Here is a 19786-nt window from a genome sequence, read left to right as displayed (position 1 = left end):
CTGGTCGAGCTTGTGCTGCATGTCGTCCGACTCCTGCTTGATGCGCTGCGACGCATCTTCCATCTGCTGGAAGGTCACATTGATGTTGGCCATGATCAGTCCTCTCGTGGTGTGCATCGTGGGAAAACAGCGCGAGCGTACACGAGTCAAGCGCCCGCAGGGTGAACTTAGAACCGCTTTGCGAGGACACCTTCATTTTGACCTCACCATAGCCTCTTCCTGCCCTGCTCAGGCCTCTGACCAGGCAGAACCCGGCACCGTCCGGTCCGGCAGACCCACTGGGTCCGCGCCCGGACCGGTCCAGCGGAAGGTCGCCATGACCGCGTCGAAGAAGTCCACAAGGACCTCTGCGAGGCGCTCGGTGCCGGGGTCGCTCCAGACCGCGCTGAAGGACAGCACCAGCCAGTCACCACCGGCCTCGTCCCGGGCGACGACATACGTGACCTGACGTGTACCGGCCACCGGCCGGCCGGCCGGATGCGGAGCCTCCCCCAGCGTGCTCGCCAGCCGCACACCCGGACGTCCGTCGACGTCGACCGCAGTGCTCTCCTTGGCATCGCCAAGGACACTCGCCGCGACCTCTGTCGCGCTCCGGCCGACGAGGCCGAAGAGCTCCGTCTCGATGATGGACGCCGGGATCGCGATCCCGGCCATCGGCTCGGTGGGGACGTACACCGCGCCGGTGCCTGCCGCGCTGAAGGCCTGGCGCAGGGAGTCCCGCAGCGCCTGCCGGTGCGACTCGACGTCGACCGGCGACGCACCTTCCGGGAAGGTCCCGGCCACCACCTGGTCCACCGCGCGGTCCAGCTCACGCCGGCGAGCGGCACCGGTCGGGAACCGTGCCCAGCCAGGAGGAAGCAGAAAGGCCCACTTGTCGGTCGGTTTCCCGATCGCCGGGTCGGCTGCCGCGATGTGGTCGACGTGCTGCACGATTGCTCCGTCTTCAGATGGGTCGCGTTCAGATGTGTGGCGGCCGGTGCGAGGTCACGCGCTACCGGGGGTCGCTCCCCTCCGGCAGGTTCAGCGGGTCCGCACCAGGGCCGGCCCACCGGAAGGTGGTCATGACCGCGTCGAAGAAGAAGACGAGCGCCTCGGCGAGCCGCGCGCCCTCCTCGGTGCTCCAGACGGTGCTGAACGAGAGGACCAGCCATTCGCCGTCGGCCTGGTCGCGAGACACGACGTACACGATCTGCCGGGTCGAGGCGTCGGGGAAGTCGCCGTCGGGGTGCGCGTCGAGGGTGGTCTCGACGACGCGCACGCCGGGCCGGCCGTCGATCTCGACGAGCTCGCTCTCCTCGTAGCCGTCGGCCAGGACCTCCGAGACCACCTCGAGCGGGTTGCTGCCCGGGTCGCTGACCAGCTCCAGCTCGGTGAGCGACCCGGGGATCATCACCCCGTTCATCGGCTCAGTGGGCAGGTACACCGCCCCGGCCCCGGCGGCGCGCGCGTCGGCGAACGTGGAGCGCAGGCTGTCGGCGAGCATGCGCCGGTGCGGCTCTACCGAGTCGCGCGGCAGGTCGGCGGGCAAGGCCTTCGCGACGACCTCCTCGATCGCCTCGTCCAGCTCGCGAAGCTGCTCCTCACCGGTCGGGAAGCGGACCCAGCCGGGCGGGAGCAGGAGGGCCCAGGCGTCGGTCGGCCTGCCGTCGACGGTCGTGTCGGTCACGATGTGCTCCTGACGATGCTGACGACCGGCAGCAGCTCGTCGAGCAGCTCGGTCATGGCTGGGCCCTGCAGCACGTCCTGGGACCGCCACTGCAGCACGGTGTCGACTACCGCGTCCGCGTGCTCGGTGCGCCGGCCGAGGCACACGCTCACCCACGCGCCGCCGGTCTCCGGGTCCAGGTCCAGGCGCGTCACGCGCATCCCGTCCCCGTCAGGCAGGTCGACGTGCTCGATCTTGGGCGGTGCGACGGGGTTGCCGCCGGTGGCGCCGAGCGCGGTCATGAGGTGGTCGCCGGGGTCGCCGAGAGGCTCGACGCCGACCGTGACGAGCACCGGTACCGGCGCCGAGTCCGGCACCCGGAAGGTGGCGGCGACGAGGGCGCCCGCGTCGACCACGCCCTCGGCGAAAGCGCGCAGGTTGGCCACCGACTCCACCGCCATGCGCTCACGCAGCGCGTCCAGCGCCTCGATGGTCTCGGCGTCGGTCGTCTGCACGGGACCTTCGTCGAACGACACGCGGACCACCTCGGTGATCTCCCGTTCCCACACCTCGAGCAGCTCGGGCGGCACAGCATCAGCGGTAGGGACGAGCACCCAGCCCTCGGGCTCGTCGACGGTCCAGGTCCATCCGTCCGCCGCCATCAGATCGGGTTCTCGCTGGTCGGGCCGGAATAGTTGGCGTCGTGCCAGCCGTCGTTGCCGTTCCGCTGGTCGAACGGGTTCAGGACCGAGGGGTTCAGCATGCTGAACGGACGACCGAACCAGCCGACCGCGTAGGCGATGGGTCCGACGTACATCCACGGCTTGATCTGGTAGATGTTCCCGAGCAGCCCGAGACTGCTCGAGATCTTGCTGATGTCCTTGATGTCGCTGATGCCGATGAGGCGGTCCCAGCGATAGGCGCCATTGGGCCACGCCGTCCTGAGGCGGGTCAGGTCCTCCTTGAGGACCCACTTCGGATTCTTGAAGATGTGCCACCAGCCAGGGCTGACCCGCTGCGTGAGCAGGAAGTCCCCCATGCTCCGGAAGTTTCCGACGGATTTCGTCAGTGCGTCTCTGAAAATTCCGGGCGCACGCAGGGGATTACGGAGCGCGAGCGCGAGATTGCCGATCCTGTCCTTCGCCAGCTTCAGCTGAACCGGCCCGGCCTTCGTCAGACCGACCGCCTGGATGCCCTTGAGCTTGCTCGCGATCTTCGCCGCGATCCCGATCCCGACGAGGCTGAGCACACCCATGATGACGCCGAGCCAGCTGCCCTCGCCCTGGGCGGCCAGGATGGTGCTCGCGACCACGGACACCACGGCGACGCCGATGCCGATGAGCGCGATGACGTTCAGCCCTGGTATCAGGATCGCCAGCACCGCGAGCGCCATCCCGATGTACGTCAGGATCTCGACCAGTGCCTTCAGAAACTTGTTGAGCCGGTGCACGAAGGCGTCCCAGCCCGAGGTGTGCAGGTCGTCGACCTTCCAGTTCTCCCGGATCTTCGTGGAGGCGGCCTCGGCAGCGACCCTGAGCGCCTCGAGGGCACCGGCCACCTTCTGCTTGGCCCCGTCGATGCCGGAGCTCGCGGCATTGACCGCCGCCTCACGGTCCGACGACTGGGTCTTCTCGTTGTCGGTCAGCGGCTTGGCGTCATCCGGTCTGGTCGCGTTGACCGGGTCCGGCATGCCTTCCGCGCTCTGGAGCTCGCGCGCAGACTTCTCTGCCTCGAGCAGGGCGTTCCACGTGTCGGTCCGGGCGGTGGTCAGCGACGGCTCGTAGGCGTCGAGCGCTGAGTGCACGTCGGCGTACCGGCCGGCCGCCTTGTCGAGGGCCCCGGCACTCTCCCGGGCACGCTTGCGCAGGGCGTCCGCGGACTGCCCCTTGAGGAGACGGACGTCGCCGTCACCGATCCTCTTGAGCAGGGCTGCCTGCTCGGTCATCGCCTCGGAGATCGTCTTGTAGTGGGCGATGACCTCGTCCAACTCTGAGGGATCGGCCGGGACCGGGTCCGAGTCGTGACCGACCAGTGGCCAGTCCCCCGTGCGGGCGGCGCTCATCCGTCTCCTCTTCTGCTGCTGTCACATGCGCGGTGGCTGCTACCTGGGCAGCGGTGCGGTGGCCTACTTCTGGTCGAAGACGGAGGCCAGCTGGTCCTCGGTGTCGGTCCAGGTCGTCGCGGCCTCGTCCATCTTCTTCGTGAGGGCGTCGAGCTGGACCTGGAGCTTCTCCCGCTTGACCCACCAGTCGTCGATGAAGTCGTTCATGGCGTTCTTCACGACGTCGTGGCCCCAGATGGTGCCGTTGTCCCACCGCTTGGACATGTTCTTGAACTCGTCGCTGATCGCCTTGAGATCCTTGGCGGAGTCCACCAGGACCTCCTTGGTGACGACAAGATCTGCCATCGGAGTTACTGGTTCAGAGCGTTGGCGAGCTCTTCGTCGGTCTTGCGCAACGCCTCGGCAGCCTGCTTCAGGTACTCACCGATGCCGTTCAGACCCTCCATGACCTGCTTGCCACCCTTGTCGAGCTCCTTGTAGGACTCGTCGAACCGCTTGGAGGACTTGTCCGTCACATAGCCGTCCTGCACCAGGTTGTCGACCAGCGACCGCAGCTGGTCGAGCTTGTGCTGCATGTCGTCCGACTCCTGCTTGATGCGCTGCGACGCATCTTCCATCTGCTGGAAGGTCACATTGATGTTGGCCATGACAGAACCTCTCGCTCGGTTGCGTTGCGGACGGCCTCGCTCGTGCGTCGCAATCGTCATCAATAGGATTAAACGGACGGCGACGCGAATATGAACGGACAGCGGACGGCGCACGACACGACGACGACGGGTCCGCAGCATCGCCCGGACCCGTCGTCAATCGGTCAAAAAGTGCCTCTCACCAGGTGTTTCACCCGGTCGTCAGCAGGTGTTCCGCCTGGTCGTCAGAGTGGTTCCGCCTGCCCTCAGCAGTGCGCCAGGAACGGGCGGTCCCTGAACCGCCGGTCGAGGAAGACCATCACTCCGGGCGCCCCCGTCACCATCGTCGAGACGTGCTCGCCGACGTGCCACGACCACTGCACGTCCGCGCCCGCTGCGCAGTACTCGTTCCGGAGGGTCCGGGCCTGCCCTGGCGCGACGATCTCGTCGAGCGTCCCGTGGAAGAGCCGGATCGGCACGTCCGGCGGGTTGGCCCCCAGCCGGTTCTCGGCAAGGCGCGCCTGCCAGTCCGGGGAGCGCAGCGGGTTGGTCGTCGTGAACATCCCGAGGTTCTGGTACGCGTGCGTGAGCGTGATGTCGACGCAGGCGTCCTGCTCGCGCTCGTACGTCTCGCGCCCGCGCTCGTTGAGGTAGGTCTCGAGGTCCAGCTCGGGGTAGGCGGCGTCCAGCCCGTAGGCGGCGAGCAGCAGAAAGCCGAACCCGACCTGCCCGTCGAGTCCCTCGGCTACCTCGGTGAGGTCGGCGGGCACGCCGCCCGCCGCTACGCCGACCAGGTCCAGCTCCGGTGCGTAGGCCGGCTGGAGCTCACCCGCCCACATCGCCGCCCCGCCACCCTGCGAGTAGCCGGAGAAGGCGACCTTGCCGCCGGCCTCCAGGCCGGTGGCGGGCAGGTTCGTGGCGGCCCGCACCATGTCGATGACCGCCCGCCCCTCCGACTGGCCGACGACATAGGTGTGCATGCCCGGTGTACCGAGACCCTCGTAGTCGGTCACCACCACCGCCCAGCCGGCCAGGAGCATCGGCTCGATGAAGGGCCGCTCGTAGTCCAGCCAGCGTGACGGCGCACAGGTGTCGCCGACGCCGCGCGTCCCGCTCGCCACCGAGACGATCGGCCGCGGGCCCTCCCCCCGCCATGGCGTGCTCGGCACGAGCACGCGCCCCGTCACCGGCATGTCCTGACCGGTCGCGTTCGTCGAGTGATACATCAGCAGGTAGTTGCGTGCGCTGAGCTGCCGGGGCTCCTCGCGCCACCGCACCACCTCGCCGTCCCGGCCGTCCGGCAGCGGAGCGGGCGGGGTGTAGAAGTCGTCGTCGGCGGCCGTGCCGGGGATATCGGGGACGTCGGGGACGTCGGGGACGTCGGTGAAGCCCGTTGCTCCGACAGCAGCGGCGGGCGCAACGGTGGCAGGCACGGCAGCGGCAGGCACGGCAGCGGCAGGCACGGCACTCACCGCCGGCAGCGCGACCGCCACGAGTGCCGTGACGACGGCGGTCCACCGCCCCGCCGGCCGGCGTCGGCTGCGTAGCGAGGGCGGGAACAGGGCGTGCGAATCGGTGTCGATCGGCATCGGATCTCCTCATTGAGGTCCACCAGCACTCAGTCCTGAGCGCCAGGGTCCGCATGCGGACCGCTACTGACTGTAACCCCAATAGTGGTTCGCTGCCGAGCCCGGCCCCATGACTTCGGTCAGTTGCCCCGCCCAAGTCAGCCGAGCCATCCGACAATCAGACGAACGGCGTCGGCTCTAGCCCTTCACCGTCATCGGCGCGGCGACGACGGCTACCTCAGCACGCTCCACCAGAGAGGCGACGACGGCGGCGAGCGGCACCAGCACCAGGTTGCCCAACAGCATGGTGCGCAGGAACGGCAGGCCCGCCACGTAGCTGGCGATCAGCCCGTCCAGGGTCGCCGGGTACATCCCGTCCATCAGCCAGACCCCGAAGTTGGTCCAGGCGAAGAACCACAGCGAGCCGCCCACGCCCACTCCGAGCGCTGCGGCATACCGGCCGGGGCCGCGCAGGTTCCGCGCGAGGATCGCACCGAGGCCCACCACCGCCCATGCCGACCAGGTGAACCACATGATCTGCGTGTTGCCGAGCACGGCGTCGCTGACGGCCACCACGGCGAACGGCACGACGGCCGCCCACCGGTTGCGCAGCAGCAGCACCGCGAGGAACGTTGCGGCGGTGGCGATCTCCAGGTTCGGCGGTGCGCCCAGCTCCGGGGCGACCAGGCGCCACACGACCGCGGCGGTCAGCACCAGCACGACGGTCAGCGGGCGCCACCAGCGGTGCACCAGCTCCCCGACCGTCAGGTCGCGCCCCTCGCCGACAGATGTCAGTACGTCTCGAGTGTCCACGTGATCTCCTGACCGTCCTCGGTCTCCAGTGTGCCCGACCCGACCTGCGCGGGCTCGCCGTCCACGGACAGCGCCCAGAACTCGCTCTTCGAGTCGTCCGCCGTGCGGCCCCCGACAGCGGTCACGAACGCGTTCTCGCCCTCGCCCGTGACCTCGGCGGACGGGTCCGCCTCGAGCAGCAGCTCGAGCGCGGTGGCGCCCGTGCGCCCCGCGTAGCTGAGGGTCTCTCCGCCGTCGGACGGCGAGGCGCCGTCGGACGGTGAGGCGCTGTCGGACGGTGAGGCGCTGCTGGAGGCGGCGTCCGACGGCGCGCTGGTCGTCGCCGTGACCGTCGCACCGGGCTCGGCAGTGGCGCCGCAGGCCGCGAGCAGGCCCGCCAGGAGAAGTGCGGCGGTCGCCGCACCGAGTGCCCGGGACGGGCGGGCAGAAGTCGTGTTCACGCTGGCGAGTGTAGGTCGGCGCGCGCGGCAGGGCGCGGCCGTCCCAGCCCTCGGCGGACCGCTTCCGCGCAGCTCCCGGTCAGACGTCGATGCGGGAGTGGTCCAGCTCCGCCGCGCCGGCGATGATGAACTCCTTGCGCGGCGCCACGTCGGTGCCCATCAGCAGCTCGAACGCGCGCTCGGCCGCCTCAGCATGCTCCGCCGTGACACGGCGCAGCGTGCGGTGCCGCGGGTCCATGGTGGTCTCCGCGAGCTGGTCGGCATCCATCTCGCCCAGCCCCTTGTACCGCTGGATGTCCGGCTTGTAGCGACGTCCCGCCTTGTCGAGCTTCTTCAGCGTGGTGCCCAGCTCGGCCTCCGAGTACGTGTAGATGTACTCGTTCTTGCGCCGGCCGTTGCCGATCACCTCGACCCGGTGCAGCGGCGGGACCGCCGCGAACACGCGCCCTGCCTCGACCATCGGCTTCATGTACCGGTAGAAGAGCGTCAGCAGCAGCGTGCGGATGTGCGCGCCGTCCACGTCGGCGTCGGTCATCATGATGATCTTGCCGTAACGGGCTGCCTCGACGTCGAACGACCGGCCGGACCCCGCACCGAGCACCTGGATGATCGCCGCGCACTCCGCGTTGCGGAGCATGTCGCTGATCGACGCCTTCTGGACGTTGAGGATCTTGCCGCGGATCGGCAGCAGCGCCTGGAAGTCGCTGGAGCGCGCGAGCTTCGCGGTGCCGAGCGCGCTGTCGCCCTCCACGATGAACAGCTCGGACCGCTCGACGTCGTTCGAGCGGCAGTCGGCCAGCTTCGCGGGCAGCGACGAGGTCTCCAGCGCGTTCTTGCGGCGCGAGATCTCCTTCTGCTTGCGCGCGGTGATGCGCGCGCGCATCTCGGCGACCACCTTGTCGAGCAGCAGCGACGCCTGCGTCTTCTCGTCCCGCTTCGCGGAGGTCAGTCGCGCGTGGATCTCCTTCTCGACCACGCGGGAGACGATCTGGCGCACCGGGCCGGTGCCCAGCACCTCCTTGGTCTGCCCCTCGAACTGCGGCTCGGCCAGGCGCACGGTGACGACGGCGGTGAGGCCGGCGAGCACGTCGTCCTTCTCGATGCGCTCCGCGCCGTCCCTGGTGGAGACCTTGAGCTTGCGCGCGTTGGTCTCGACACCCTTGCGGATCACCTTGAGCAGACCCTGCTCGAAGCCCGTCAGGTGCGTTCCGCCCTTGGGCGTCGAGATGATGTTGACGAAGGAGCGCACCTCGGTGTCGTAGCCGGTGCCCCAGCGCAGCGCGATGTCCACCTCGCAGTCGCGCTGCAGCTCGCGCGGCGACATGTGGCCGCGCTCGTCCAGCACCGGGACGGTCTCCTTGAACGTGCCGGAGCCCCGCAGGACCCAGGTCGCCGTGACCGGCGAGTCGGGGGCGAGGAACTCCACGAAGTCGGCGGCGCCGCCGCTGTGCTTGAAGGTCTCCTCGTGCGGCCCGTCCTCGCCCGGTGTGCCGGGCAGCCCGCGCTCGTCGCGGACCAGGATCTCGAGGCCGGGGACCAGGAACGTCGTCTGGCGCACGCGAGTGACGAGCTCGTCGTAGCTGAACACGGCGGACTTGGGGAAGATCTGCCGGTCGGCCCAGTAGCGCACGCGGCACCCGGTGCGGCCGCGCGGCACCTTGCCCACCACGCCGAGCTCGGAGCGGTCCACGAACGGCTGGAACACCGCGTCGGGGCTGGGCCCGGCCTCCGGGTCGGAGAACGTGCCCGGCTCGCCACGCTGGAAGGTCATGCGGTGCGTCTTGCTGCCGCGGTCCACCTCGACGTCCAGCCGAGCGGACAGCGCGTTGACCACGGAGGCGCCCACGCCGTGCAAACCGCCGGAGGCCTGGTAGGAACCGCCGCCGAACTTCCCGCCGGCGTGCAGCTTGGTGAAGACGACCTCGACACCGCTCAGGCCCGTCTTCGGCTCGATGTCGACCGGGATGCCCCGTCCGTCGTCGGACACCGTGACGGACGTGTCGGCGTGCAGCACGATGCCGATCTTCGTGGCGTGCCCGCCCAGGGCCTCGTCGACGGAGTTGTCGATGATCTCCCAGAGGCAGTGCATCAGGCCACGCGAGTCGGTGGTCCCGATGTACATGCCGGGACGCTTACGAACCGCCTCGAGACCCTCGAGGACGGACAGATGGCGAGCGGTGTACGACTCGGACGTTGCGGTCACGGCGACAGCGTAGACGAGGTCACCCACAACCTCGGTGAGGCGCTCCCTCGGCACCTCCGACGAGGACCGGTTTCACCCCATGACGGAAATTACCCTTTCAGCGCAATTGGGGGCGGATGGCCTCCAACACTGTGAGACACGCCGCTATGCTCGCAGCGAACCGGCCACCCGGGCTGGCATGAACCGCGCGAGCGAATGGTTGGATGGAGATGTGACGACCTTGACGACCGAACCGCTCACCGCCCTCGACCGCTGCGACCGCTGCGGCGCCCAGGCCTACGTGCGTGTCGTTCTGCCCGTAGGCGAGCTGCTCTTCTGCGGCCACCACGCCCGTGCACACGCGTCCGCCTATGCGGACATCGCCACCCATGTCCAGGACGAGACCGACCGGCTCCACGCGGAGCACGGTCAGGCCTGAATCCAGGCCGGACACCCACCGGACCGTAGACGACGGCGGTGAGTCACCCTGTGAGGTGACTCACCGCCGTCGTCATGCAGGTGGTCCACCTCGTTGCCCCCTTGCTGGGCACGGCCGACCACCAGGGAGCCCTCGGCGTCCGGCACGGTGCAGAGTCCAGCACGGTGCAGACGTCCTCTGTGGCCACCCGCTGCGCTGCTTGCCGACTGTCGGTCCACGGTCGCCAACCCACATCCAGACCATTTCCGATGGGCTATCTCGTCGCGGTCACCGTGCCCATCCAGGAGCCCTGGAAGCCGAGAGCGGTCCGCCAGCCCTCGGCCGTCTTGGTCAGCGTGCGGGTGGTGCCCTGGGGCGTCACCGCCCGCATGGTCTTGACCTGTCCGCTCGAGTAGCGCGCGGTGACCTTGACCGACTTGACCCAGCCGAGCCGGAAGACACTCTTCGCGGTCGCCTGCGTGAGGGTGCCCGACCACGACACGTTCGGGTTGCCCGGAGCCTGCGCCGAATAGGGGTCCGCCACGTGCGCGAGGTGGGACTGCGGGGCCGTGCCGAACGCGTCCTGGTTGTTGGCGGTACCGGAGAAGGCGCCGCCACGGCCTGACGACGCGAAGTACGGCGTCTCCGCGATGCCGTCCGACGCGTTGCGCACTACCGAGACCGTCGAGGCGCCGTCCTGGCGGGTGGCGTCGACCGCCGCGCGCCATGTCCCGCCCGCCTCGCCGCCCTCCTTCTTCCAGCCGGTGTAGTTCTGGCTCCTGGTGTCGTCGTAGAGATGGCAGTCGCACGAGGCCTTCAGGCCCTCGGTCTTGTCCAGGATGGCGTAGTTCCGGGCGATGATCGCCTGCGCCTCGAGTGCCGCGGCGCCGCCGTAGGCGCTCGTTCCCCACAGCGACGGCATCTCTTCGAGCCCATAGAGGTACTCGTCGTTGATGACCACCTGGCTGACCACGTTGGGCCGGGCGTTGAGATCGGTGACACGCAGCCTGCCGTGGCGGTAGCTGCCCTGGGCGCCGGACACCCGCACCGTGCCGGCGGTCCCGGCCCAGTAGTCGGTGCCCGTCCACTCCAGGTAGAGGGTCGGACGGGCGCCGATCGTCCGGCGCACCGCGCCGTTCTCGGTGATCTTCGCGGTGACGCCCGCCGCCGTCCGGGCTATCGAGATCTTGCGCGCCGACGTGCCGGTCGCGAGCTGGCTCTCGGCGCCGTCGAGCAGCCGCCACGACCCGGCGGACAGGCTCAGGGTGGTGGTGGCCGGGTCGGTCGACCCGCCGAGCACCTGGACGTCGATCGACGTCCACGGGTTGTTCGCGGTGCTCACCGTGGCGCCCGGGTAGTAGTGGCGCAGGATGTCTGACGCCGTGCTGCCGGTGCGCGCCATCTGGTAGGCGCCGTACTGCGACATGCCGACGCCGTGGCCGCTGCCCGAGCCCGCGATGGTCCACGAGCCCGGCACCACGGTCACCGTCAAGTTCGCGCTCGTCGCGCGGGTCGTCTTGAACCGGTACTTCGTCGTCATGGTCGGGCTGACCGACGCCGTCGCCTTGCCGGTGGACCCCGTGGTCACGGTCCTGTCCCGGACCCACGAGCCGTCGCTGAACCTCTGCAGCGACACGGTGGCGTTCGCCCTGGGAGCGCCGTCGTACCGGTAGACCACCGAGAGCCTCTTCGCCACGGCCGCGGTGGTGGTCGACGTGCCGGACGCGGTGAGCGTGTAGCCCGCCGCGGCGGAAGTCGCGGCGGGTGTCGCGGCAGCGGGCGCCGAGAAGATACCCATCGCGAGGAAGACGGCGAGCGCGGAAGCAGCTGTCCGGGCCAGAAGTGCTCGGATCGCCAGATGTTCTCGGGACGTGACGCTGATCAGGAGGGACACATCGGGCACATTTCCATACGACGACGCCGGGCGGGAATCCTTCCGAGGAAGGTTCACCCGCCCGGCGTAGAGGTTCTACCTAGTCGAGGTAGTCGCGCAGCACCTGCGACCGCGAGGGGTGGCGGAGCTTCGACATCGTCTTGGACTCGATCTGGCGGATGCGCTCGCGCGTCACGCCGTAGACCTTGCCGATCTCGTCGAGCGTCTTGGGCTGGCCGTCCTGCAGGCCGAACCGCATGGAGACCACACCGGCCTCACGCTCCGAGAGCGTGTCGAGCACCTGGTGGAGCTGCTCCTGCAGGAGCGTGAACGACACGGCGTCGGCCGGCACGACAGCCTCGGAGTCCTCGATGAGGTCGCCGAACTCGCTGTCGCCGTCCTCGCCGAGCGGGGTGCTCAGCGAGATGGGCTCGCGACCGTACTTCTGGACCTCGACCACCTTCTCAGGGGTCATGTCCAGCTCCTTGGCCAGCTCCTCCGGCGTGGGCTCGCGGCCCAGGTCCTGGAGCATCTGGCGCTGCACACGGGCCAGCTTGTTGATGACCTCGACCATGTGCACCGGGATGCGGATGGTGCGGGCCTGGTCGGCCATGGCACGCGTGATCGCCTGCCGGATCCACCAGGTGGCGTAGGTCGAGAACTTGTAGCCCTTGGTGTAGTCGAACTTCTCGACCGCACGGATCAGACCGAGGTTGCCCTCCTGGATCAGGTCCAGGAACAGCATGCCGCGGCCCGTGTAGCGCTTGGCCAGCGAGACCACGAGTCGGAGGTTGGCCTCCAGCAGGTGGTTCTTGGCCCGCTTGCCGTCGTGCGCGATCCACTTGAGGTCACGCTCGAACCGGCGCTGGTCCTTGTCGGTCCGGTCGAACTCCGTGGTGGCGAGCCGCTCCTCCGCGAACAGGCCGGCCTCGATGCGCTTCGCGAGCTCGACCTCCTGCTCCGCGTTCAGCAGCGCGACCTTACCGATCTGCTTCAGGTAGTCCTTGACCGGGTCGGCCGTGGCACCGGCGGTGACGACCTGCTGCGCTGGCTGGTCGTCGTCGTCCTTGTCGGAGACGACGAAGCCGGCGCTCTCGTCACCCTCCTTGGCCGCCTTGCCGCCACGGCCACGGGTGGCCTTGGTGACGATCTCGGGACCGGAGTCGGTCTCTTCCTCAGGCTCGTCGACGGCGACGCCGTCGGGCTCGATGTTGTCGTACTTCGACTTGCCCCGAGCGGCGGGCTTCTTGGCGGCAGTCTTGGCCGCCGGCTTCTTCCGCGTGCTCGTGGCGGTCTCGTCGCCGTCGTTCAGCTCGGCCTCGTCGACCTCGCCGGCGTTCGGCTTCGCGGTGGAACGCGCAGGGGTCTTCTTCGCGGCCGTCGTACGGGTACGGCGAGCAGGCTTCGCGGAGGCATCGGCCTCGCCGTCGGCGGGGGCCTTCGCGGCGACGGCGGTGGAGCGGGTGGCCGCCGCGGCGGCCACCTTCGTCACGGTGGGCAGTCCAACCTGCACACCGGCGTTGGCCAGTGCACGCAGCACCGCCTTGAGCCGCTTGGCGTCACCGACCTCCGCGGTCTCGCATGCACGCCGGAAGTTCTCGGCGTCGACCGAGCCGTCGGCGGCGCCGCGAGCAAGGAGCTCCTGCAAGGCAGGATGCTCGAACTCACGGGGCAGGTTGTCGCGTGCGGGGACAGGAGCGATGTCCTGGGAGGCTTTCAGCGGAGTGGGCGCCACAAACCGACCTTTCGGCATTCGAGGGGGCGGTGTACCGCCGACGGGGCCTTCACTGGGCCTTCTGCTTCCGTCGGCGAACATATATATTGTACCGTCGACCTCCATGTCTGCCGCGACGAACGCGGCGATATGGGCAAAGTCAGTGCGAAGTCACGTCCGGCGGGGCAGCCCCGCAGGTGGATCTGAATCTCGCGTACCAGGGGTCAACGAACCAGACGGCCGCACCATTCCCGGCCAGCCGGATCTGTCCTGGACCAGGCACGAGACCGGCTCTGGCTCCACGCGGGCCGCACCCGGCCGGACGCCTGAGCCGGTTACCCGGTCAGACCTTGACGGCCAGCACCGGGCACGGCGCCTCGACCAGGATTCGCTGAGCACCCGCGCCCAGGATGAGCTTCCCGACGGGGCTGCGCTTGCGCAGGCCGATCACTATCAGGTCGGCCACCGTGCTCGTGGCGGTGCGGATCAGGTCCTCGGCCAGGTCGCCGGTGCCGAGCTCCACGCGCACCTCGACCTCACCCGCGAGCCGGCTGACCAGCTCGTCGGTCTCGGCCTTGCACTCGTCCACCGGACGCTTGCTGTTGGTGACGACGACCAGCGGGACCCTCCGCTCCCTGGCCTCGGTGACAGCGGTACGCAGAGCCTCTTGGCCCTCGGGCGTGGCGAGGTGGCCGACGACGATCGTCATGTCGGCCGACGCTACCGCACGCCGCGCCCTGACCGTGCCTCACACCGCCGCCGCTTCCCCCTGCCCCGGCTCGCCGGGGCAGGCCCCCCGCTCTCGCCGCACCCAGCCGGGCGGGACTCCCCCGGCGATCGCCCCTCGCAGCAGCAGCGCGAGCCGGTAGCCCGGGTCCACCCCGAGCGCGTCCGACACCCGCTCGGCGGCCAGCCCGCCGTCGCCGCGCCACCACGCGACCAATGCCAGCAGCAGGTAGGCCGGAGCCCGCCGGTTCCGCGGGACGTGGGTGACCACCGCCTCCAGCACGTCGCGTGCCGCACGCGTGATCTCCTCGTCCGGGGGCACTCCCTGCTCCGGGTCGACGATCCGTGCCATGACCGCCCCTGTGGCCACGTCGGTGTCGCCGTCCACCTGACGGCGGGCGGTACGCAGCGCCGTCTCCTCCGTGCCCGGCGCCAGGCTCAGCAGCACGGCGTCCCGCACCGGCGTGTCCGCGAGCGCCGCCCCGATCTTGCCGAGGTCGACCGGCGACAGCACCACCGGCCGGCCGGGCCTTGTGCCTGCCGCGGTACGCACGGCGGACCGCCACAGGCCCAGGCTCTCTGCACCCCACTCCCCCAGCGCCCGCTCGGCCCGCAGGTCGTCGGTCGGGATAGTGCCGTCGGTCGCGGTAGTGCTGTCGGTCCGCGCCGCGCCGTCGATCGGCCCGCCACCGTCCGGAAACCTTGTCCCGTTCAGGAGCCGCCGGTAGGTGTCGGTCCAGCGGGCCGCCGCTCGGCGTGCCTGGGTGCGGGCAGCCTCGGGAGCGGCCCGCAGGGCGTACCGCTCCTCACGGGTACCGGCCACGGTGCGGCCCTCCAGCACCATGTGAGCGGCGACGCGGCTGCCCTGCAGCGCGGTCAGGGGCCGGCCCTCGGCGGGGCAGCACATCGGGTCGGCGCAGTCGAGCGCCCGGAACCCCGTGGGGGCCACGAGCCAGGCCTCGGTCCCGGGGAGCCGGCGCTCGAGGCGGGCTCGCAGCAGGTCGACGGCACGTCGCGCGGCACCCGTCGGCACGAACGGGTCGGTGGCGGTGTACAGGACCACCACGGCGCGGTCGGCGCCGTCGGCCACCACGTGGTCCGCGAGCCAGCGGGCGGTCGCCGCGCCGTCCGGTCCCTCCGGGTCGTCGGGCTGCCGCAGACGGAGGTCGTCGAGGTCGACCCGCGCGACGAGCCCGACACGCTGGCGCGGTCCCGTCAGGCTCACCGCGACGACGGACTCGGCAGGCTCGAAGCCGAGCCGGTAGGGGATGTAGGCGAGCAGGTCCTCGGGTCCTGCGACGCGGACCACCGTCGCGTTCGGCACCGTCGCGTTCGGCACCGCGGATCGTCGACCGAGGTTCTTGGAGGTGATGTCCTTGGGGTTCATGCCATCGATCCCAGCCGTCCCCGGGGGCGGCGGCGCGCCCAGGACGACCGTGTGGACAACGAGTTTCATGTGGTCGCGCTACGGCCCGTGCACTGTCGCCACGAGGGTCTCTCCGGCTACGGTGTCCGACGTGCCTCACCTCACCACCGCTCGTCGCACGGCAGCGCTCGCCGCCGCCTTCGGGCTGGCGCTGGCTACCGGGGGGTGTGGCACGGGGGCCGAGCTACCGGCGTCGGCCGCTACCGCGTCAGGTACCCCGGAGCCCCGATCGGCCGTGTCCGGCGGGCCTGCCGAGCTGCCGACCTTCGACCCGTCGTCGGCCGTCGGAACCTACGCGGAGGGGTTTCCGCCCGACCTGTTCCCGATGCCGGAGGACGCCCTCCTGCTCGCGTCGTCGGCGAGCCCCGCGCCGGCTTCTCAGGACTCGAAGGCCAAGAACACCCCGATGACGCAGGTGACGCTCAACCTGTCGTCGAGCCTGCCGACCAAGAAGCTCGTCGCGCAGGTCGAGGGGATCCTGGTCGACCAGGACTTCGAGCAGATCGAGGCGCCGGACTCGAGCGGTCTCACCGCGCAGACCGCGTTCCTGCGGGTCTCCAGGACCAAGGCCGGCGAGGTGCAGGAGTCGCTCGTCGTGGGCGTGCTCGACGACGGCGAGCGCCGTCTCGCCTCGATCAGCGGTACTGTCCGCACCCCATAGGCTGGGACGGTGTCCGTCTCATCCGCCCGTACCGGCGCCCTGAACCCCGTAGCCCTGCTCGACGCCGAGAACCTCCGCGCCGACGTCGACGCCGCCGTGACCGCTCACCTCGGCCGGCTGGCGGCCGAGGTGAGTGCGATCAGCCCGAAAGCGGAGGTCCTGGTCGAGGAGGCAGCCGGCCTGCTCATGGGCGGCAAGCGGCTGCGGGCCGCGTTCTGCTACTGGTCCTTCCGTGCGCACGGCGGCGCCGCCGATCCCACGGACCCGGCCCGCATCGCCGCCGTCCGGGTGGGGGCGGCGCTCGAGCTGTTCCAGGCGGCGGCGCTGCTGCACGACGACGTGATGGACAACTCCGACATGCGTCGCGGACGCCCCACCGCGCACCGGGCGTTCGCCGCCAAGCACGCCGTGGCCGGCTGGTCCGGTGAGGCGGTGCGGTTCGGCGACGCCGCCGCGATCCTGCTCGGCGACCTGGTGCTCCTCGCCGCCCAGCGCGAGCTGTCGGCGGCGCTCGCACCGCTGCCGGCCGACGTCGTCGAGGCCACGCGCGCTCGCTTCGACGTCATGCAGAGCGAGGTGGTCGTCGGCCAGTACCTCGACGTGCTGGTCCAGGCGGAGCCCTGGGGCGGCGACCCTGCCTCTGACGAGGAGCGCGCCCGGAAGGTGCTGCGCGCCAAGACCGCCAGCTACTCCGTGGCGGCGCCGCTGGCGCTCGGCGCGCTGCTTGCCGGCAGGGGTACGCGGGCGGCAGCCGGGATCGAGGCGGCGGGGTTGCCCCTCGGCGAGGCGTTCCAGCTCCGCGACGACGTGCTCGGGGTCTTCGGCGACCCGGCCGTCACGGGCAAACCGGCCGGCGACGACCTGCGCGAGGGCAAGCACACGGTCGTCGTGGCGCGCACCCTCGCCCTCCTGCCCCATGCCGACGGACCGGAGGCCGCTACGCTGACCGCCGCGCTGGGCGACCCTGACCTGTCCGAGGAGGACGTCGCCCGGGTGCGTGAGGTCATCGTCGGCTCGGGTGCGCTGGACGCGGTCGAGCAGCTCATCGCCGACCTCTCCGTCCGCGCCCACGCGCTGCTGGACCTCGCGGACCTGACCGAGCCCGGCCGAGGCGTGCTGACCGACCTGGCCCACGCCGCCGTCGACCGCGCCGCCTGACCTTGCCGCCGGCCCGGGTCACCAGGTCCCGGTTCACCAGGTCCAGACGGTGACCTCTCCACCCTGTTCCAGGTGCTTGCCGGCTGCCGGCTTCGTCTCGGTGACACCGTTGCCGAACAGCTCGCCGAAGCCACGCAGCACCACCGTGTAGCCGGCCTCCTCGAGCGTCGTCCGCGCGTCCTCCACCGACATCCCCACGACGTCGGGCACCGTGCCCTCCGGGCCCTGGCTGACGACGATCGTCACGGTGCTCCCCTGCTCTGCCCCGGCCCCGCCGGCCGGCTCCGTACCGAGCACCGTGCCTGCCGGGGCCTCCTCGTCGAACCGGTCCTGCCGCTCCACGTCGAAGTCCTCGGCCTCCAGCTCTCCCGTGGCTTCGTCGGCGCCGAGGCCGGCGACCTCCGGAACGGTGACCGGTGGCGGCCCGTCCGACACGGTGAGCCGCACGTGCTCGTCCGTCGGCACCATGTCGCCGTCACGCACCGACGCCCAGATGACCTCGTCCCGCGCGCCGTCGTTCGTGTACTCGCGGGAGACCTCGACGTCGGTAAGGCCCGCGTCCCGCAGGGCCGTCTGCGCAGCCTTCCCGGTCATGCCGACCAGGCCCGCCGGCACCTCGGCCAGCTCCTGCCCGAGCGAGACCACGAGGCGCACGGGCTCGTCGCGCTTCCAGCGCCGCCCCTCGTCGGGGACCACCGAGATCACCTCGCCCTCCGGCACCTCGGAGTCGTGCCGCTCCTCGCCCTGCGGCGTGAGCCCTGCCTCGGTCAGCGCCTCCTCGGCCTGCTGGGCGGCGACGCCGACGACGCCGTCGGGCACCACCGCGTAGGCGCCCGGGCCTCGTTCCGTGTACCACCAGGCGCTGAACAGGACCGCAAGGACTGCGACGGCCAGCAGGACCTTGCGTCCGCGCCGGGGCCTCTGCACCGGCGGCGGCGGAGGCTGCGGCGGCTGCTGAGCCACCCAGCGTCCGGCCGCCGGCCGCTCCACCACCGCGGTACGTGCCGCCTTCACCGCGGCCTGCGACGGCGGTGGCGCCGCGCTCGCGGGTATGTCCAGCACCTCGTTCGGGATCCGCTGGAACGTGTTCCGCAGCGCGTCGAGCGCCACGGCGGCGTCGCTCGGGCGCCGGTCCGGGTCCCGGGCCGTGAGAGCACGGACCAGCAGGTCCAGCGGACGACCCAGATGGCCCGCGAACGCGCTCACGGGCGGCACGTCGGTGTTCACGTGCGCGTACGCGACCTGGATGGGGCCCTCGCCGGCGTGCGGCAGGCGGCCGGTGAACATCTCGAACGCGAGGATCCCCACGGCGTACACGTCGGCGCGCGCGTCGACGTGCCCGGTCGAGATGGTCTCGGGCGCGAGGTACGCGACAGTACCGAGCACCGTGCCCGTCGTGGTGTTGGACACCTCGGAGATGGCGCGGGCCAGGCCGAAGTCGGCCACCTTGGGGCGACCGGTGCCCTGCTCCAGCAGCACGTTCTCCGGCTTGATGTCCCGGTGCACGATCCCCTTGGCGTGCGCGGCCGCGAGCGCCGAGAGCACCACGTCGAGAACGGCGAACGACCGGCGCAGCGTGAGGTCGCCGTCGCGGATCAGCTGGCGCAGGTTGGTGCCAGGCACGTACTCCATGGTCAGGTAGCGCATGTCGCCGTCGGTGCCCTGGTCGTAGACCGCTACGACGCCGTGGTGCTGCAGCCCGGCAGCCGAGCGTGCCTCGCGCTCGAAACGCTCCCGGAAGCTCACCGCCTGCTCGCCCTCCGCCAGGTGCGGGTGCATCACCTTGAGCGCGATCTCGCGGTTCAGTCGGTTGTCGTGCGCGCGGTACACCGTGGCCATGCCACCTCGCGCCACGCGCGCGACGATCTGGTACCGCCCGTCCACCAGGCGGCCGATGAGAGAGTCTGCCGTCACCTGAGCCACGCTGGGAGTGTACGGGTGACCGCCCACGCTCCCACTGGGACTCGCATGGTGGACAGGACGCCGTTGCCGGATCGTTGCGGCGTCACGGGCCCGCGCACTGTCGCATACCCTTCTACCGTGACAGATCTCGACGCCCTCGTTGGCGAATGGCTGAACCTGCCCGACCTTTCCGAGATCCTCGGCATCGAGGTCGGCAAGGCCCGCGGCCTGGTCCGTGACCAGCACGTCGTCGGTATCAAGCGCGGCGAGCGCACCATCTTCCAGGTGCCCGCCAAGTTCGTGCTGCCGGAGGTCGACGGCCGCCCCGGCGTGATCCCGACCCTGCGCGGGACCGTGATGGTGCTGGCCGACGCCGGGTTCACCGATGAGGAGATCATCGAGTGGCTGTTCACGCCCAACGACGAGCTCGGTGAGCAGCCCGTCGACGCCCTGATCAACGGCAAGCGCGCCGCGGTGCGCCGGGTGGCGCAGACGCTGCTCTGACACTCGGACGTTGTGGGCGCGATCGTTGCGACTACCTGCCCGTTCTAGGCCAACGATCGCACCCACAA

The 19786-nt window shown here is 70.4% G+C and carries 19 protein-coding genes; 4 read left to right on the top strand and 15 right to left on the bottom strand.

Annotated features, from left to right (window positions below; genetic code table 11):
* Positions 1-228: 228 nt before the first annotated feature.
* The 10 genes from APR04_RS02765 to APR04_RS02720 all read right to left on the bottom strand — a co-directional run bounded on the left by APR04_RS02765 (position 229) and on the right by APR04_RS02720 (position 9357).
* A complete protein-coding gene (locus APR04_RS02765) occupies positions 229-930 on the bottom strand; it encodes a hypothetical protein (protein ID WP_253867710.1) in 702 nt (233 codons plus the stop codon).
* 61 nt (positions 931-991) lie between these two features.
* Positions 992-1666, bottom strand: coding sequence for a hypothetical protein (locus tag APR04_RS02760; protein WP_253867708.1), 675 nt, complete (start codon positions 1664-1666; stop codon positions 992-994).
* Positions 1663-2307: a hypothetical protein gene (locus APR04_RS02755; RefSeq protein WP_253867706.1), complete on the bottom strand. Its 645-nt coding sequence runs from the start codon at positions 2305-2307 to the stop codon at positions 1663-1665. The genes APR04_RS02760 and APR04_RS02755 overlap by 4 nt, the downstream gene beginning before the upstream one ends.
* Positions 2307-3707, bottom strand: coding sequence for a hypothetical protein (locus APR04_RS02750; protein ID WP_253867704.1), 1401 nt, complete (start codon positions 3705-3707; stop codon positions 2307-2309). The genes APR04_RS02755 and APR04_RS02750 overlap by 1 nt, the downstream gene beginning before the upstream one ends.
* Before the next feature lie 63 nt (positions 3708-3770).
* Complete coding sequence (locus APR04_RS02745) at positions 3771-4052, bottom strand: hypothetical protein (protein ID WP_253867702.1); 282 nt, start codon at positions 4050-4052, stop codon at positions 3771-3773.
* Positions 4053-4057: 5 nt separating this feature from the next.
* Positions 4058-4354, bottom strand: a complete 297-nt coding sequence (locus APR04_RS02740; protein ID WP_253867700.1) for a WXG100 family type VII secretion target — start codon at positions 4352-4354, stop codon at positions 4058-4060.
* A 245-nt stretch (positions 4355-4599) separates the two neighbouring features.
* A complete protein-coding gene (locus APR04_RS02735) occupies positions 4600-5922 on the bottom strand; it encodes a lipase family protein (protein ID WP_253867698.1) in 1323 nt (440 codons plus the stop codon).
* Positions 5923-6099: 177 nt separating this feature from the next.
* Positions 6100-6714 (bottom strand): DUF6580 family putative transport protein, encoded by a 615-nt coding sequence (locus tag APR04_RS02730; protein ID WP_253867696.1) that lies wholly within the window; start codon positions 6712-6714, stop codon positions 6100-6102.
* Positions 6693-7154, bottom strand: coding sequence for a DUF4430 domain-containing protein (locus APR04_RS30890; RefSeq protein ID WP_253867694.1), 462 nt, complete (start codon positions 7152-7154; stop codon positions 6693-6695). The genes APR04_RS02730 and APR04_RS30890 overlap by 22 nt, the downstream gene beginning before the upstream one ends.
* Positions 7155-7233: 79 nt before the next feature.
* Positions 7234-9357: a DNA gyrase/topoisomerase IV subunit B gene (locus tag APR04_RS02720; protein WP_253867692.1), complete on the bottom strand. Its 2124-nt coding sequence runs from the start codon at positions 9355-9357 to the stop codon at positions 7234-7236.
* A gap of 178 nt (positions 9358-9535) precedes the next feature.
* On the opposite strand from APR04_RS02720, the gene APR04_RS02715 reads away from it, so the two are divergent.
* A complete protein-coding gene (locus APR04_RS02715) occupies positions 9536-9775 on the top strand; it encodes a DUF7455 domain-containing protein (RefSeq protein WP_301311949.1) in 240 nt (79 codons plus the stop codon).
* A 253-nt stretch (positions 9776-10028) separates the two neighbouring features.
* On the opposite strand, the gene APR04_RS02710 is transcribed toward APR04_RS02715, so the two are convergent.
* From APR04_RS02710 to APR04_RS02695, 4 genes are all read right to left on the bottom strand, one after another.
* A complete protein-coding gene (locus APR04_RS02710) occupies positions 10029-11648 on the bottom strand; it encodes a SpoIID/LytB domain-containing protein (protein ID WP_253867688.1) in 1620 nt (539 codons plus the stop codon).
* 79 nt (positions 11649-11727) lie between these two features.
* Positions 11728-13380: an RNA polymerase sigma factor gene (locus APR04_RS02705; RefSeq protein ID WP_253867686.1), complete on the bottom strand. Its 1653-nt coding sequence runs from the start codon at positions 13378-13380 to the stop codon at positions 11728-11730.
* Positions 13381-13684: 304 nt separating this feature from the next.
* The gene (locus tag APR04_RS02700) at positions 13685-14050 is read right to left on the bottom strand and encodes a universal stress protein (protein ID WP_253867685.1); all 366 of its coding nucleotides are present in this window, start codon (positions 14048-14050) and stop codon (positions 13685-13687) included.
* 39 nt (positions 14051-14089) lie between these two features.
* Positions 14090-15523 (bottom strand): DUF4192 domain-containing protein, encoded by a 1434-nt coding sequence (locus tag APR04_RS02695; protein WP_253867683.1) that lies wholly within the window; start codon positions 15521-15523, stop codon positions 14090-14092.
* 61 nt (positions 15524-15584) lie between these two features.
* On the opposite strand from APR04_RS02695, the gene APR04_RS02690 reads away from it, so the two are divergent.
* Complete coding sequence (locus tag APR04_RS02690; RefSeq protein WP_253867681.1) at positions 15585-16154, top strand: hypothetical protein; 570 nt, start codon at positions 15585-15587, stop codon at positions 16152-16154.
* Between the two features lie 9 nt (positions 16155-16163).
* A complete protein-coding gene (locus tag APR04_RS02685; RefSeq protein ID WP_253867679.1) occupies positions 16164-17312 on the top strand; it encodes a polyprenyl synthetase family protein in 1149 nt (382 codons plus the stop codon).
* A gap of 33 nt (positions 17313-17345) precedes the next feature.
* Here APR04_RS02685 and pknB read toward each other — a convergent pair whose 3' ends face one another.
* A complete protein-coding gene (gene pknB / locus APR04_RS02680; protein WP_253867678.1) occupies positions 17346-19226 on the bottom strand; it encodes a Stk1 family PASTA domain-containing Ser/Thr kinase in 1881 nt (626 codons plus the stop codon).
* A 126-nt stretch (positions 19227-19352) separates the two neighbouring features.
* Here pknB and APR04_RS02675 point away from each other — a divergent pair, with 126 nt between their 5' ends.
* Positions 19353-19718: an Rv2175c family DNA-binding protein gene (locus tag APR04_RS02675; protein WP_253867676.1), complete on the top strand. Its 366-nt coding sequence runs from the start codon at positions 19353-19355 to the stop codon at positions 19716-19718.
* Positions 19719-19786 lie beyond the last annotated feature (68 nt).

It is taken from the genome of Promicromonospora umidemergens (assembly GCF_024171995.1).
GTDB classification, from domain to species: Bacteria; Actinomycetota; Actinomycetes; order Actinomycetales; family Cellulomonadaceae; genus Promicromonospora; species Promicromonospora umidemergens.
Note: the sequence above shows the minus strand (reverse complement) of the source record. Positions and strands in the feature narration are given on the sequence as shown.

What these genes read in the sequence shown, in the direction of transcription:
- APR04_RS02705 (WP_253867686.1), bottom strand. Translation starts at nt 13,380, where the DNA reads ATGCCGAAAGGTCGGTTTGTGGCGCCCACTCCGCTGAAAGCCTCCCAG.
- APR04_RS02745 (WP_253867702.1), bottom strand. Translation starts at nt 4,052, where the DNA reads ATGGCAGATCTTGTCGTCACCAAGGAGGTCCTGGTGGACTCCGCCAAG.
- APR04_RS02700 (WP_253867685.1), bottom strand. Translation starts at nt 14,050, where the DNA reads ATGACGATCGTCGTCGGCCACCTCGCCACGCCCGAGGGCCAAGAGGCT.
- APR04_RS02735 (WP_253867698.1), bottom strand. Translation starts at nt 5,922, where the DNA reads ATGCCGATCGACACCGATTCGCACGCCCTGTTCCCGCCCTCGCTACGC.
- APR04_RS02715 (WP_301311949.1), top strand. Translation starts at nt 9,536, where the DNA reads ATGAACCGCGCGAGCGAATGGTTGGATGGAGATGTGACGACCTTGACG.
- APR04_RS02695 (WP_253867683.1), bottom strand. Translation starts at nt 15,523, where the DNA reads ATGAAACTCGTTGTCCACACGGTCGTCCTGGGCGCGCCGCCGCCCCCG.
- APR04_RS02740 (WP_253867700.1), bottom strand. Translation starts at nt 4,354, where the DNA reads ATGGCCAACATCAATGTGACCTTCCAGCAGATGGAAGATGCGTCGCAG.
- APR04_RS02750 (WP_253867704.1), bottom strand. Translation starts at nt 3,707, where the DNA reads ATGAGCGCCGCCCGCACGGGGGACTGGCCACTGGTCGGTCACGACTCG.
- APR04_RS02755 (WP_253867706.1), bottom strand. Translation starts at nt 2,307, where the DNA reads ATGGCGGCGGACGGATGGACCTGGACCGTCGACGAGCCCGAGGGCTGG.